General features: G+C 52.4%; 14 protein-coding genes and 3 tRNA genes. 6 read left to right on the forward strand and 11 right to left on the reverse strand.

Annotated elements, in window-relative coordinates:
* Positions 1-16 precede the first annotated feature (16 nt).
* Positions 17-92 (reverse strand) — tRNA-Glu (locus tag QKW35_RS19775).
* 221 nt (positions 93-313) lie between these two features.
* Between QKW35_RS19775 and QKW35_RS19780 the strand changes: the two genes are divergently transcribed.
* Positions 314-979: a glutathione S-transferase family protein gene (locus tag QKW35_RS19780; protein WP_282355914.1), complete on the forward strand. Its 666-nt coding sequence runs from the start codon at positions 314-316 to the stop codon at positions 977-979.
* Positions 980-1,114: 135 nt separating this feature from the next.
* Here QKW35_RS19780 and QKW35_RS19785 read toward each other — a convergent pair.
* Positions 1,115-1,190: transfer RNA gene (locus tag QKW35_RS19785), tRNA-Gly, on the reverse strand.
* Between the two features lie 33 nt (positions 1,191-1,223).
* Positions 1,224-1,299: transfer RNA gene (locus QKW35_RS19790), tRNA-Glu, on the reverse strand.
* Positions 1,300-1,449: 150 nt separating this feature from the next.
* Between QKW35_RS19790 and QKW35_RS19795 the strand changes: the two genes are divergently transcribed.
* Positions 1,450-2,190, forward strand: a complete 741-nt coding sequence (locus QKW35_RS19795) for a hypothetical protein (RefSeq protein WP_282355915.1) — start codon at positions 1,450-1,452, stop codon at positions 2,188-2,190.
* Between the two features lie 286 nt (positions 2,191-2,476).
* Positions 2,477-3,001, forward strand: coding sequence for an acyloxyacyl hydrolase (locus QKW35_RS19800; RefSeq protein ID WP_282355916.1), 525 nt, complete (start codon positions 2,477-2,479; stop codon positions 2,999-3,001).
* Positions 3,002-3,292: 291 nt separating this feature from the next.
* Here QKW35_RS19800 and exaC read toward each other — a convergent pair whose 3' ends face one another.
* A complete protein-coding gene (gene exaC / locus QKW35_RS19805) occupies positions 3,293-4,813 on the reverse strand; it encodes an acetaldehyde dehydrogenase ExaC (RefSeq protein ID WP_282355918.1) in 1,521 nt (506 codons plus the stop codon).
* 384 nt (positions 4,814-5,197) lie between these two features.
* On the opposite strand from exaC, the gene QKW35_RS19810 reads away from it, so the two are divergent.
* Positions 5,198-6,028, forward strand: coding sequence for an HDOD domain-containing protein (locus tag QKW35_RS19810; RefSeq protein WP_282355919.1), 831 nt, complete (start codon positions 5,198-5,200; stop codon positions 6,026-6,028).
* Between the two features lie 133 nt (positions 6,029-6,161).
* On the opposite strand, the gene QKW35_RS19815 is transcribed toward QKW35_RS19810, so the two are convergent.
* A complete protein-coding gene (locus QKW35_RS19815) occupies positions 6,162-7,937 on the reverse strand; it encodes a PQQ-dependent methanol/ethanol family dehydrogenase (RefSeq protein WP_282355921.1) in 1,776 nt (591 codons plus the stop codon).
* A gap of 192 nt (positions 7,938-8,129) precedes the next feature.
* Between QKW35_RS19815 and QKW35_RS19820 the strand changes: the two genes are divergently transcribed.
* On the forward strand, positions 8,130-8,315 hold the full coding sequence (locus QKW35_RS19820) for a hypothetical protein (protein WP_282355923.1): 186 nt from the start codon (positions 8,130-8,132) through the stop codon (positions 8,313-8,315).
* A gap of 81 nt (positions 8,316-8,396) precedes the next feature.
* Here QKW35_RS19820 and QKW35_RS19825 read toward each other — a convergent pair whose 3' ends face one another.
* From QKW35_RS19825 to QKW35_RS19850, 6 genes are all read right to left on the reverse strand, one after another.
* Positions 8,397-9,263, reverse strand: coding sequence for a quinoprotein relay system zinc metallohydrolase 1 (locus QKW35_RS19825; RefSeq protein ID WP_282355924.1), 867 nt, complete (start codon positions 9,261-9,263; stop codon positions 8,397-8,399).
* Positions 9,264-9,332: 69 nt separating this feature from the next.
* Complete coding sequence (locus tag QKW35_RS19830) at positions 9,333-10,094, reverse strand: quinoprotein dehydrogenase-associated SoxYZ-like carrier (protein WP_282355927.1); 762 nt, start codon at positions 10,092-10,094, stop codon at positions 9,333-9,335.
* A gap of 33 nt (positions 10,095-10,127) precedes the next feature.
* Entirely contained in the window at positions 10,128-11,039 is a 912-nt protein-coding gene (locus QKW35_RS19835; RefSeq protein WP_282355928.1) for a substrate-binding periplasmic protein, read from the reverse strand.
* Positions 11,026-11,469 (reverse strand): cytochrome c-550 PedF, encoded by a 444-nt coding sequence (gene pedF, locus QKW35_RS19840; protein ID WP_282355929.1) that lies wholly within the window; start codon positions 11,467-11,469, stop codon positions 11,026-11,028. The genes QKW35_RS19835 and pedF overlap by 14 nt, the downstream gene beginning before the upstream one ends.
* A 195-nt stretch (positions 11,470-11,664) precedes the next feature.
* A complete protein-coding gene (locus QKW35_RS19845; protein WP_282355930.1) occupies positions 11,665-11,946 on the reverse strand; it encodes a hypothetical protein in 282 nt (93 codons plus the stop codon).
* A 70-nt stretch (positions 11,947-12,016) separates the two neighbouring features.
* Entirely contained in the window at positions 12,017-12,466 is a 450-nt protein-coding gene (locus QKW35_RS19850) for a cupredoxin domain-containing protein (RefSeq protein ID WP_282355932.1), read from the reverse strand.
* Between the two features lie 317 nt (positions 12,467-12,783).
* Here QKW35_RS19850 and QKW35_RS19855 point away from each other — a divergent pair, with 317 nt between their 5' ends.
* The gene (locus tag QKW35_RS19855; protein WP_282355933.1) at positions 12,784-13,965 is read left to right on the forward strand and encodes an ABC transporter substrate-binding protein; all 1,182 of its coding nucleotides are present in this window, start codon (positions 12,784-12,786) and stop codon (positions 13,963-13,965) included.
* Positions 13,966-13,967 lie beyond the last annotated feature (2 nt).

Below are 13,967 nucleotides of genomic sequence, written 5' to 3' on the forward strand. Positions count from 1 at the left end.
ATTTCTCGCAAGAGAATGGCGTCCCATAGGGGGTTCGAACCCCTGTTACCGCCGTGAAAGGGCGGTGTCCTAGGCCACTAGACGAATGGGACGCATATCACCGTGTTTGGTGTTCCTCACCAGAGGAGGCGCGTATATTAAGGAGGTGGCCGCATAGCGTCAACCCCTAAATTCAAAAAAACTCCATAAAAATCAAAAAACTTCCTCTTTGAGCAAAAAAGAAACAGGCACTGTTTAGTGAGTGTTCAACAACACACGCTCAATAGGTACTATCCCTTACACACAAGAAAAAGAATAATGCTGAGGATGATTTATGACGATCCAGGTACACGGCGCCCCACTGTCTCCTTACGTACGAAAAGTACGCATTATGCTGGCGGAAAAAGGCATCGACTACGAACTGAAGATGGCGGTGCCGTACGAGCTACCGGAAGGATATGAAAAACTGAATCCCTTGATGCGGATTCCCGCCTATCAGGACGAGGAGGTCACACTTGCTGACTCCGCTGTGATCTGTCACTACATCGAGCAAAAAGCGAGCAACACTCCACTCATGCCATCGTCTCCTGCAGCTCGCGCCAGATGTGAGTGGCTCGAAAAGTACGCGGATTACGAGTTAGCTCCCTACACCACAGCAACCCTCTTCCGCCACACGCTTATACTGCCATTGATAAAACAGGCAACAGATCACGCTCTGATTGAACAAGCCAAAAAGGAGAAGCTCCCTCCGCTCTTCAATTATCTGAGCAGCCAGCTGGGTGATAATAACTGGTTTGTCGAAAACACCTTCTCCCTGGCAGACATTGCAATCGCATGTCAGCTGATCAATATGGAACATGCCAAACACATGCTGGATGAAACACGCTGGTCTGCGCTGCACGCATTTCTGCAACGCTGCTATGCGCGCGAAAGCTTCAAAACGATCCTGCCGCAAGAACAAAAACAGATCGAAAAGGTTCTGGTATACATAAACGACTAAACAGCGATACAGACTCTGGGGTGTAACATTACATCCCTTGTCCGCACACAGACACGCAGCAGACGAGACCAATAAGAACAGAGGGGTTATGAAACCAGGTATTAATAAGATGGAGTAGCGACAAAGGAGAGGGATTGGAGCGGAATATCGGGCTCGAACCGACGACCTGAACCTTGGCAAGGTTCCGCTCTACCAACTGAGCTAATTCCGCACCGTTTCCAATGTCATCTTCAGGATGAGAAGATGGCGTCCCATAGGGGGTTCGAACCCCTGTTACCGCCGTGAAAGGGCGGTGTCCTAGGCCACTAGACGAATGGGACGCTGGACCGTCTGGGGCATCGCCTCAAACGTGGTGCGTATTCTATGTGTGGTCTTTTTAGAGTTCAAGCACTTTTTTTAACTTTTTTCGTATAAAATCAAAATGTTTTCCGTTAGTGTAGATTTTGATCTGCCTTGGCTTGAGTCGTTAAATGAGTCCAACAAATATTGCTCTTCTGATCTTGGCGGGTGTCGGCATCATGGCCGCCGCAGCCTACTTTATTCAGATGTACGAAAACCGTAAGAAAGAACGGCAGTTGCGCCTGATGCACCTTCAAGCCGTGGTCCGTCGTGCTCACCACCTGCTAGCGAACTACCCTCCCCTGCTGCAAAGCCCAGAGATCATTAAGTTTCTGACGCTATATCTTTCCCAGCGCTGTAAAGCGGCTCTCGAACTGGAAGAGTCGGAAACGCTGGAGAAGATCCTGACAGAAACTCAAGGGCGTAGCGAAGCCCCAATGGAAACACCACCGCACCCGGAAGGTTCGCTCACGCTATTCAAAACCCCTAATGATGCCCAGCGTGCCCGAGCAATCATTAAGGAGTTTGTTAAGTTCCTGAAAGAGATAGAAGCCAAGGGTGAAATTTCCTCCGGCGCCAGCAACGTGATGTTTCAGCATGCCAAGCACGGCTTTGAGCGCACGGAGATAGACCTGGAGTTGCAGGAAGCCGTCGTTTCCGAAGAGGTGAATGACGGTAAACGTTCCTTTAATACCTACAAAAAGTGCTTTATCCGTCTCAGCGATCTGAACAAAAACCACCTGCTGGATCGCCAGTTGTTTGAACTGCGTAACCGCATGAACCGTATGGCAGAATATATAGAGCTGAAAGCGGAAGAAGAACGGGAACGCCGCCGGAAGGAGGAGGAAGAAGCCAACAAGTTTGGCTTCTAACCAAGCTAGGATGCAGCCAGCATCATCACCCGATGTTGCCGAAAGCATTCCAATAACCGATCAGATCTTCTGACGTGGCGACACAGTCATCCGTTGCAGGATAGCGCTTTTCTGATCGGTATCCACTCCCCTATCGCACCCATTAGTTTATTGCTCTGCCAAGCAGATTCTCGCGACGGCGGAAGCCTTCATTCCTTGATTCCCCCAAATAACGCATCTAGCCTGAAATTAACTCGCAACAAACTTATAGAAACACATGCTTGAAACGCCCACGGAGGTGAAAGGTATGTTGTCCTTATCCAAGAGTGCTTCAGTCCACTCTCGTCTGCGCAGGCCTCTGTCGGCCCTGTCAGCGATGGTACTGCTCGCTCTTTCAACGATCACAAACGCCGATGACTCAGGTGCGCTTGCGGTTTCAGTTGGCGCGTACGATGCCTTTGAAAATGCTTCCACAGAGGTAGGTCTCGAGTATCGCTTCAGGCCGCTTAAATCAGTCGCGAGACTGGTGCCTGCACTAGGGATTGGCGTCAACTCAGACGATGACTACTGGCTTTATGGTGGATTCCGTTACGACATGGATTTCGCGGAGAAGTGGGTATTCACGCCCCACATTTCCGCTGCACTTTACGAACATGGAGACGGCATTGATCTTGGCGGTAACATCCAGTTCCGGACAGGCGCCGAATTAGCTTACAAGTTGGAGAACAGATCCAGGATAGGTATCGGGATCTATCACCTGTCGAACTTCGGGCTGGAAGACGAAAACCCAGGGTCTGAGTCCATTATCATCAACTACAGCTTCCCGCTTTAGCGCTGCCGATCGGTGATGCTCGTGCTACCAGGCTGCGATGGTGAAGACCTGTCTGCGCCTTTCGCACAACCACCGACATGCATCCAGACGTAACCTTTCTGCTGATGCGCCGATGCCCCAACTCTATCACGGCGGCAGCTTTCCCTCCTCGTATAAAGGGAAGCGATGAATCAGGCCGAGAAGGAGCAAAAAAAGCGGCCCCAATATGGGGCCGCAGACAGGATATAACGCAGATGCGTTCAAGAGAGAAGTAACGCGGACTGCCGGTATCCGGCAGCCTGTCACCGAGGCTTAGAAGAAGCCCAGTGGGTTGATGCTGTAGCTAACCAACATGTTCTTGGTCTGCTGGTAGTGGTCCAGCATCATCTTGTGGGTCTCACGACCTACACCGGATTTCTTGTAACCACCAAAGGCAGCGTGTGCAGGGTACATGTGGTAACAGTTGGTCCATACACGGCCCGCTTCGATACCACGACCCATGCGGTAAGCACGGTTCATGTCACGGGTCCATACACCGGCACCCAGACCGAACTCAGTGTCGTTGGCAATCGCCAGCGCTTCCGCTTCGTCTTTAAAGGTGGTTACAGATACAACCGGGCCAAAGATCTCTTCCTGGAAGACCCGCATGGTGTTGTCGCCTTTCAGCAGGGTTGGCTGTACGTAGTAACCGCTGCCGAAACCTTCCGGCATCTGCTCTACGCCACCACCGGTGAGGACCTGAGCACCCTCTTCACGGCCGATATCCATGTAACCCAGGATCTTATCGAACTGTTCCTGAGACGCCTGAGCACCCACCATGGTGTCGGTATCCAATGGATTGCCACGCTTGATCTGAGCAATACGTTCGATCACCTTACCGATGAACTGGTCATAAATGTCTTCCTGAACCAGTAGACGGGAAGGACAAGTACATACTTCACCCTGGTTGAAGAACGCCAGCACGGTACCTTCTACCGCTTTGGATACAAACTCATCTTCCTGCTCCATTACGTCGGAGAAGTAGATGTTAGGCGACTTACCGCCCAGCTCTACAGTGGATGGGATGATGTTGTCAGCCGCACACTTCAGGATGTGAGAACCCACCGGGGTAGAACCGGTGAATGCGATCTTCGCAATGCGCGTGCTGGTTGCCAGCGCCTGGCCCGCTTCCGCACCGAAACCGTTTACAACGTTCAGGGTACCTGCTGGCAGCAGATCTTCGATTACTTCCATCAGCTTCAGGATAGATACCGGCGTCTGCTCAGCTGGCTTCAGAACGATACAGTTACCCGCCGCCAATGCTGGCGCCAGCTTCCAGGCAGCCATCAGCAGCGGGAAGTTCCAAGGGATGATCTGGCCAACTACACCCAGAGGCTCGTGGAAGTGGTACGCAACCGTGGTTTCGTCGATTTCGCCGATAGAACCTTCCTGCGCACGGATACAACCAGCGAAATAACGGAAGTGATCTGCAGACAGCGGCACATCAGCAGCCAGCGTTTCACGCACTGCTTTACCGTTGTCCCAGGTCTCAGCAACCGCCAGCAGCTCCAGGTTCGCTTCAATGCGGTCAGCGATCTTCAGCAGGATGTTGGAACGCTCGGTGACAGACGTACTGCCCCAAGCGGCTTTTGCTTCGTGTGCCGCGTCCAGCGCCAGCTCGATATCTTCTGCGGTGGAACGTGGGATTTCACAGATCGCTTCACCAGTGACTGGCGTCGTGTTTGTGAAGTACTGACCCTTTACCGGTGCAACCCACTTGCCGCCGATAAAGTTTTCATAACGTGGTTTAAAGGAAACAACTGCGCCGTCTGTTCCTGGCTGTGCGTAGATCATCTTGAAAGCCTCTTCTTGTTATTGCAGGCCCTGTTGTGTGGTCGGGCCTGATCGCTAAGACACCCTGTCATATTAGCCAGCAGTCCCGAGAGGCAGGTATCATCACTTGGACCACTTCAATTAGTCCCTTAGTAGTAATTTTTGGGTGCTACAACCAGAAGACGATAGGTCTATGGCATTCAAAAACCCTAATTTCATCCGGTTTTCTGCCGATAACCTTAAGTGAAAGAACGGGTTCTGATACTGGAAAATTATCCGACAAAGAACTATCAATATAAGCCCAAGGCAATACTTCAGCGTTGACTGTCTGGACAGAGCTGCGCAGTATGTAGTTGTTGAATGGCTAATCGCCATGCGTTAGGAAATAGATCCAGGACGATATTAATGAGTCAAGCAACTGACACGTACTTCATCCCTTCTCGCCCTGAAATTCTGATCCAGCTGAATAAGCTGATAAATAAGAAAGATCTGGATATCAGTGAAATCTGTAACGTTTTAAAGCAAGACATCGCACTTTTCTCCAGTGTTCTTGCAACGGTAAACACCCCCTATTTCGGTCTTGCCCGCAAAATCACCTCAATCGAGCACGCGGTATCTCTGCTCGGTATCAATCGTGTATTTACCATCGTTCGCCTGGCAGCGCTGCGTAACAGCCTGTCTACCTTAGGCCCTCTGGAGCGTTTCTGGGATACAGGTTCCGATGTTGCACAGATCTGTGCGTTACTGGCACGCCGCTTCCCGGAAGTAACCCCCGATGATGCTTACACCTTGGGTATGCTGCATGATTGCGGCTTACCGTTGATGATGCATAATTTCCCAGGTTACAAAGAGTTTCTGCAGCAGATTCCGTGTGACAGTATCTCAGGACTGCATCACGCACAGATCGAACAATACGGTATCAGCCACTACGACCTGGGCTACGCGTTAACAAAGTCCTGGAACCTGCCAGAAGCCACTTGCGAAGCAATTCGACTGCAACCTGAGTACAAATCTTTTGTTACTGAGCAGAAAGACGACCGCGATAACGTGCGCACACAGCTTTGCATTTTGCTGATTGCCAAAGAGATCAGCCGCAAGTACCGCACCTATTGGCGCGTCACCAAAGAAGATGTACCGTTGATCAGCGATCTGGAGCCGATTCTTAACTTTATGGGCATCTGTGATTACGACTTCTTTGATTTCCGTGACGATACCCTGCTGATGTTGGAAAACTAACTGCGATCGCGTATCGAACTCAAAAGGCGCCCAAGAGCATCTTTTGAGTCACAATAAAAAAGGCCGGTTAATACCGGCCTTTTTTATTTGAAGTGCCCCGTCCTGAATAACGTTGACACTTTTCGAGCATCAATCAGGAATCTTCTTTAGGCAGTTTGAAGGTCCATACGCTGCCACCCTGGTTCAAGTGCTTGACGCGCTTGGCAACTTCACCACCCCACAGCGGTACTGCGCCACCCCAACCGGAAACAACGGAGACATACTGCTCACCATCCATCTCCCAAGTAATAGGGGAACCAACGATGCCGGAACCGGTGTTGAACTTATACTTCATTTCACCGTTCTTAGCGTCGAATGCCATCAGGTAACCTTCCGGGTTACCCATGAAGACCAGGTTACCCGCAGTCGCCAGAACACCGCCCCACAGTGGTGCGTAGTTCTTGTATCGCCATACCTCTTTACCGGACTTAGGATCCATCGCACGCAGAACACCGATGTACTCTTCATTCGTAGGGTGGATGGTGAAACCCGCACCCAGGTATGCCGCACCTTTTTTGTAGGATACGGGTTCGTTCCAGATATCCATCGCCCATTCGTTAGACGGTACGTAGAACAGACCGGTATCCTGGCTGTATGCCATTGGCATCCAGTTCTTGCCCCCCAGGAAAGATGGTACTGCACGGATTGCTTTACCCTTCTTGCCGTCTGTAGCAGCGGCAGGGTTGCCCGGACGGTTGGAATCGATGTAGATCGGACGCCCGTTCTTATCCAGACCGCTGGCCCAGCTGATTTCATCTACGAATGGGAAACCACGAATAAAGTCACCGCTTTCACGGTTCAGGACGTACATGAAACCGTTACGGTCAGCTGTTGCTGCCGCTTTCACGGTTTTGCCGCCATCGTTGTAGTCGAATGAGATCAGCTCATTTACGCCATCAAAGTCCCAGCCATCGTTTGGCGTGGTCTGGAAGTGCCATACGATCTTACCGGTGTCCGGATCGATCGCCAGACGGGAGGAGGAGAACAGGTTGTCGCCAGGACGCAGGTGGGAGTTCCAAGGTGCCGGGTTACCGGTACCGAAGAACAGCAGATCTACGTCTGGATCGTAGGTGCCGCCCAGCCAGGTTGCTGCACCGCCGGTTTTCCACAGGTCACCCGGCCACGTCTGACCGGGTTTTCCACCAGAGATACCATTTTCGGTCTTCTTACCATCTTTCCAGATGTAACCCATGTGACCTTCAACGGTCGGACGGGTCCAGGCGATTTTACCGGTTTTTGCATCGTAGGCTTCAACCTTACCCACGATACCGAATTCACCACCGGATACACCGGTAATGACCTTGCCTTTAACCACGATCGGTGCAGCAGTCAGAGAGTAGCCCGCTTTGTAGTCGCCGACCTTCTTCTTCCACTTAACCTTACCGGTATCTTTGTTCAGGGCTACCAGCTTGGCATCCAAGGTACCGAAGATCACCAGATCACCATAGAGGGCAACACCACGGTTGATCACGTCACAACATGGCATAATGCCATCCGGCAGGCGCGCATCGTACTGCCAAAGCTCTTCACCGGTTTTCACATCGATTGCGAATACACGGGAATAGGAACCTGTGACGTACATCACGCCATCCTTAACCATCGGTTGGGATTCCTGGCCACGCTGTTTTTCACCACCGAAGGAGAAAGACCAAACCGCTTTCAGATCCTTAACCGTATCGGTGTTTACCGCTTTCAGCGGGCTGTAGCGCTGGCCACGTAGGCCAAGGCCGTTGGAAACCACGTCACCCGTCGTGGCCTGGTCGTTCAAAATGTCTTTATCGGTTACACCGGCAGTAGCCATGCCAGAAAATGACATCGCGGCTACCAGGGCTGTGACAGCAAAGCCTTTGCCTGCGGCAAACTTACTCATCGCTCTCTCCTTTACGGATTCGTTTTTATTTGGGCGTTCAGGAGGGCCGGGAAATTTTCCCAACACTTGGATGAATTTTTGGTTTTTACCGCCTGATCAACAATTCAACAGCGGGACTAGATTTGTAGTCCCTTGGTACTACTACCATGCCAATCCACGGTGACATAGCGGGATAGAGATGAGGTGTTATGGGTGGGATTTCAGAAACGACAGGCAATAAAAAGCCCGCAAAGCGGGCAAAAAAACAACAACATGCTTTCACATGTCTATTGGGGCCTGCAAACCATGGAGGTTGCGGCCACCGCCGAAGCTATATCTGGTTGGACAGAAAAATCCGCGGATCGTTCTAAATCACTATATGGGGATAATGGCGACTAGTTTCAAGGGCTTATCTTCACACAATGCGAAAACAGCCTCTTACTCAGACGCGCCATCTACCTGTCAATTTACCCCAATTAATCAAAACGCAGCTTCTTCATAGTCCGGATACAGATGCACCACACTGCGCACAAACTCCGCCCGGCTAAGATTGATCGCAGCCAGCGCTGCAGGCAATTTACTCTGCATAACCTCATGCATGCTTTTACCTTGCGCCGCACTATCGGTCAGGGTTCGATCCAACCACTCCAGGTAGGATAGCATCTGCTCCACAGCCCGCGTGTCATTCACCACAGGACCGTGCCCCGGCACCATCAGCTTAAACGGGATAGCGGCAAGTTCGCGCAGTTCTTTAGCCCACGTTCCAATACCCGGCGTGTGTGGTGTGGTGAGCATACGCTGGAAAAACACCATATCCGCGGCAAACATCACACCGGTGGTTTCATCTACCATCACCAGATCGGCACCGGTATGACCGGTAAACGGATAAAAGCGAAAGCGATGATCCCCTACCTGCATCAAAGGCTGATCCAGTGGTTTTGTCGGCAACCGCACTTCCGTCGCCCGCATCCAATCCCCCACCATGCGGTACATATTCTCCGCGTATGCGCTGCCATGCTGTGCGATCTGTTCACCGGTTTTTGGCAACACCCAGATTTCAACATCAGCAAACGCCTGATTACCAAGGAAGTGGTCCGGGTGCTGATGGCTGTTGAACACGTGCAACACCGGCTGATCGGTCACTTGCGCGATTGCTTGCCGCATTGCTTCGCCATAGTGACGGGAAGGCCCTGTATCAAACACCACCACACCTTCAGAGGTCACCACAAACGCGGTATTCATGATATTGCCGCCATTATCACGGCTGAAGTCCTGCATCTTTCCCTGCAACAGGTAAGTATCCGGCGCGATCTGTTTGGGTTGCAGTTGATACTCAAGTGCAGACACCTGCCCTGCCCATATAAGGAGTACAACATTTAGGAGCGCTCGCATCGTCTTGTTTATCATCATGGCCTCCTAGAGCGCTTTCTCAAATTCGTTGCCGTTGTTATCCCGTAGCCAAAGGTGGTGCTGCGCATCGGTTGTGCGCAGATCAAAGGTAATCACCGGGTTTTCGCTCACCGGTGGAGACAACTCCATCCGCGCCAATGCGCTACCCGAGTCGTCACGCAACTCCACCTGCTGGATGAAGAACTCGGGAATCGAGCCCACCAACCCGGTATCCATCGGATGGATCACACGGAATTTGTAGCGACTGGACTGAGCCCCTTTAAACACGCGACTTTTGGTTTCACCCAAGTGGCTTTCCCAATACGGATCCGCGTTGCCCACACTGGGTGTGGTGCAACCACCCCCGGTAGCTTCCAGCCAGCTACTGCCGATATGCCACACGCCGTCTGTAGTCAGCACAGCAGCGCGCACCGCCGTCGCCTGCTGAACTTTGATACGCAGTGAAATCTTGGGCAAGACATCAGAATGGGGGTAATAGGTGAAGATATGCTGAATCGGGTTCAAATCCGCCCAGCTGACGATCCGTTCAATCCTGCCGGTCAATGCGGTGGCATCGATGTCCAGCGGTACCTGGGTCGGGTCTTCAGCAAACGCGGGCACACCCACTTTGATGCGATCATCAAACACATACTCGGCCTTATTGCCGAGGAAGATCTGCCGGTTGTAGTCCCACATCACCGAGTTCAGTGGGTCCGTTTGAGGGTTGGCCTGTAATCCGGCCGACAGCATTAAACTCAGGCATAGGGTGAGTATTGTTGTTATTTTCACGCGCCTTCATCCTTTCGCTCGTTGTGACGGGCTTTACTGCACCTCCTGATAAAGCCCGGGAAGTTCGTATGTCAGGCCATACTGACCGTAAACCTTTGCCATCTCACCGCTACGGATCATCTGATCGACCACCTCTTCTACGGTATAACCCAGCTGGCGGTAGGTACTCTTAATAGCCATCCCGAGATCCCATTTCTGCTTACCCATCATCGGAAAACCGTTTTCACCGATGCGGTAATTCGGATCATTGGCTTTGAAAAGTTGCCAGTCGATCTCGGCACGCATCCCCATCACCGCGTCGACCTTGCCGTTTTGCATCGCCTCAAATGCTTCCGCCACATTCATGAAATGACGCGCGTTATCACGCATCCTCCCCCCAAATGCGGCGGTGAGATAAAAGGCGGGCAGGCTGTCTATCTCGACACCTATCGGGTGGTACTGGAACACAGCTACGGTGGAAACCTCATCCAGCTTGCGGCCGTCGAATGTGATACGCCAACTTTCGCGCTGGTAAGGACCAAACATCACCACCTGCTCATGGGCCATCTCACCGGTTGATTCGCGGCGGAAGGCGAACTCACGATCGTACGGCACCCGCATCATCACGTCGGCAAGCTTCTTCATCGCGAGCGGCTGTTCTTCGTCTTTATCCAGGTAATGTCCTTTCCAGACATTGTTGCGCAGGTCATCATCCAGGTTTTCATCCGGGGTGATCCAGTGGGGACGGAACTCTACACCCAGCTTAGCCGCGATACGCTTGCCGATCTCGACATCAACCCCTGCGGGCTGGCCGTTCTGCTCAAAAGAGTAAGGTGGGAAGTTTTTGTATAGACCAATCGCGATGTAACCCGACGAAATCACATCATCGTAGTAGCGCGCATGGACCTGCCCGGCGAACGCCAGGCAGGAGGACAGCAAAAGTATCAGTAATTTACATTTCGTCACGGCGAGACTCGATGTAGGTACGGATGGCCCACAGCGCTTCCTGGCTCAGGTAATCCGCCATTTTGGGCATGTACACCGCGCCATCACGCACGGCACCGTTACGTACGCGGTAGACGAACCACTCGTCACCGTCGTAATCAGGCGTCAGTTCACGCAGATCCGGTGCAATACCACCGGAGATCGCTTCCAGACCATGGCAACGCGCACAGTTCTGGTTGTACGCTGAATCACCGATACGAACGGCTTCAGCGTAATTTTCATTATCCTTGCCACGGTAGGGATTTTCTTCCAGCCACTCTTCACCCAACTTGGTCAGATCGCCTGTTTCCACTCCCTGCGGCGTTACATCCCCGTGCGCCATTGCCTGTCCCGACAGCATCAAACATGTCATCGCAGCCGCAGCTACACTCAGCACTTTCTGTTTTGCCATTATCAGTCACCTACTTTTTATAATTTTGTATGCGAGGCATTAATTCCATCACCCAGTCGCCACGCTCATTACTCAAAATAATAGGCCCCGATGCGCAGCCTTCGAACTGTACTTTGGCGGTCAAAAAGTAGTTCCTTAGTACTAAAAAAATCGGACTAGATCGGCTTTACGACAGGCGCGCCAGCATACAAAAGATCAGCACCAGCCACCGACACTCCAATACCAACCAGATCTAAAAAACAAAGGGCTATGTGGACATTGAGCCGTCACAGACGGCATCAACGGATGATCAGGGGGCAACCCATACTCAGCCAAATCAGCTTTGTAAAACTCTTCGGCCGTGATCGGATTGGGGGGATTTCCCGGCGGTGCAGCCAGGATATCCATGTTGGTTTTATGCAACTGGCCGGTGATCAATCCATGGGGCAGGTTAAGCTGTTGGAACCAGCCCTGAGAGCAATCCAGCGAGTGCAACATTTCCACTCAATGTACGGAAACGAATAGCCATACTCTGACGCCTCTCAGGACAATACAGGTGTGAAGGCAATTATTTCACCTTAAACACACCCACCATACCTTTGCCTTGCAGGCCTTCCATCTCAAACGCGAACTCACCCGGTTTCACCGGCACGAAGTAGATCTCCGCCTCCGCCGCATCTTCAAATTCCAGCTCGGTCAGGCTTACCGCTTTGATCTCCATACCACCCGCTTCAACCTTACGCAGGAAGATAGACGCAAAGAAATCCGGTGCCACCATCGCGTACTCTTTCTGGCCGTTGGAGATAATCGCCAGCTTGTACGCTTTACCGGTTTCCAACTCGTACTCTTTCTGGGACAGATAGTAATCACTCTCGTCGCTGCCCATCACCAGGTCCGGCAATTTCTGTGGGCGACGGGTCAGGTCACCTGCAGCCTGCGCAACAGAAGTAACAGCCATCAGACCGGCAACACCGGCAATTATCAGGGGTTTAATCAGACGGGATTTCAGCATGCTCATAGCGACCTCGGATTCTTATTCTGTGGATCGTATTTCGGGAGAGCCAGCAGACCTGCCTACTGCATCTGACCACCGTCTGCGGCAAGTCCTGATCACGGGAAGGGACATTTCGCACGACTTCATCAGGCCAACGCAGTTGGTCAGCCACACAGCGACAAGGGGGAACAGCTGCTGGCTCCGGTCTTATTTATGCTAGAGAGGCACCGGCTTTAAAAAATAGTACTTCGGTATTAATTGATTCGTACTTTCTTCATATTTCTCCCCTCGAGCTTCCCCCCTATCCTGATCACATAACAACAACTACAACACAGATCACTATGCTCAAGCGTCTGAAAAACCCACTCAAACTGGCATGCTCCGCCCTGCTGTTAAGCAGCACCGCTGTAATGGCAGCGAAGCAACCACTCACTATCGATATTGCCTACCTGCAGTATCAGCCAGACCGTCCACCCGCTCTTTCCAACGTGTTGCCGGAGCCCGAAGATGCGGGTCTGAACGGTGCTGAGTTGGGTATCAAGGACAGCAACACCACCGGTCGATTCCTGAAACAAAAGTACCAACTAACCAGCAAACTGAGCGCCGATCCTGAGCAGATCGTGGCTGAAGCGCGGGAACTGTACGACAACGGTCAACGTCTGTTTGTGGCCAACATGCCGTCGGCGCAACTACAGCAGTTGGCCGAAGCGCTGGGGGTCGATGCACTGATCTTTAACGCCGGTTCCCAGGCCGATGAACTGCGTACCGAAGTGTGCCTGTCCAACGTACTGCACACCACGCCCAGTCGTTCCATGCTAACCGATGCCCTGGGTCAGTGGCTGAACGCCAAGCGTTTGAAAGAATGGTTACTGGTCACCGGCAACCAACCGGAAGACAGGGCCTACGCGACTGCGCTGAAGCGCACTGCCAAACGTTTTGGCGCGGAGATCATCGAGGAAAAAGCCTGGAGCTTTGATACCGACCTGCGCCGTACCGCGCAGAGTGAGCTGCCGCTGTTCACCCAAACCGACGAATACGACGTGGTGGTCGTAGCCGATGAGCGCGGTGACTTCGGTGAATACCTGCTCTACAACACCTGGTACCCACGCCCAATTGTCGGCACCCAGGGTTTAGTGCCGGTCACCTGGCACCGTGTGGTTGAGCAGTGGGGCGCCGCGCAGCTGCAGAGCCGTTTTGACACGCTGGCCAATCGCTGGATGACCGGCAAAGACTACGCCGCCTGGGCTGGCGTGCGCTCCATCGCAGAAGCGGTAACCCAAACCAAATCCAACGATGCGGCCATCCTGCGCAGCTATATCCTGTCAGATGAGTTCCAACTGGCCGCCTTTAAAGGCCGCAAGCTGAATTACCGCGACTGGAGCGGTCAGCTGCGTCAGCCAATTCCCCTGATTCATCCACGCGCGCTGGTTTCCCAGTCGCCGCAGCAAGGGTTCCTTCACCCGGTGACGGACCTGGACACCCTTGGCTTTGATAAACCGGAAAGTCGCTGCCGCATGCAGTAATC

This window comes from Pontibacterium granulatum, assembly GCF_029961155.1.
Lineage (GTDB): Bacteria > Pseudomonadota > Gammaproteobacteria > Pseudomonadales > Balneatricaceae > Pontibacterium > Pontibacterium granulatum.

What these genes read in the sequence shown, in the direction of transcription:
- QKW35_RS19845 (WP_282355930.1), bottom strand. Translation starts at nt 11,946, where the DNA reads ATGTTGCACTCGCTGGATTGCTCTCAGGGCTGGTTCCAACAGCTTAAC.
- QKW35_RS19815 (WP_282355921.1), bottom strand. Translation starts at nt 7,937, where the DNA reads ATGAGTAAGTTTGCCGCAGGCAAAGGCTTTGCTGTCACAGCCCTGGTA.
- QKW35_RS19800 (WP_282355916.1), top strand. Translation starts at nt 2,477, where the DNA reads ATGTTGTCCTTATCCAAGAGTGCTTCAGTCCACTCTCGTCTGCGCAGG.
- QKW35_RS19780 (WP_282355914.1), top strand. Translation starts at nt 314, where the DNA reads ATGACGATCCAGGTACACGGCGCCCCACTGTCTCCTTACGTACGAAAA.
- QKW35_RS19810 (WP_282355919.1), top strand. Translation starts at nt 5,198, where the DNA reads ATGAGTCAAGCAACTGACACGTACTTCATCCCTTCTCGCCCTGAAATT.
- QKW35_RS19855 (WP_282355933.1), top strand. Translation starts at nt 12,784, where the DNA reads ATGCTCAAGCGTCTGAAAAACCCACTCAAACTGGCATGCTCCGCCCTG.
- QKW35_RS19850 (WP_282355932.1), bottom strand. Translation starts at nt 12,466, where the DNA reads ATGAGCATGCTGAAATCCCGTCTGATTAAACCCCTGATAATTGCCGGT.
- pedF (WP_282355929.1), bottom strand. Translation starts at nt 11,469, where the DNA reads ATGGCAAAACAGAAAGTGCTGAGTGTAGCTGCGGCTGCGATGACATGT.
- QKW35_RS19795 (WP_282355915.1), top strand. Translation starts at nt 1,450, where the DNA reads ATGAGTCCAACAAATATTGCTCTTCTGATCTTGGCGGGTGTCGGCATC.
- exaC (WP_282355918.1), bottom strand. Translation starts at nt 4,813, where the DNA reads ATGATCTACGCACAGCCAGGAACAGACGGCGCAGTTGTTTCCTTTAAA.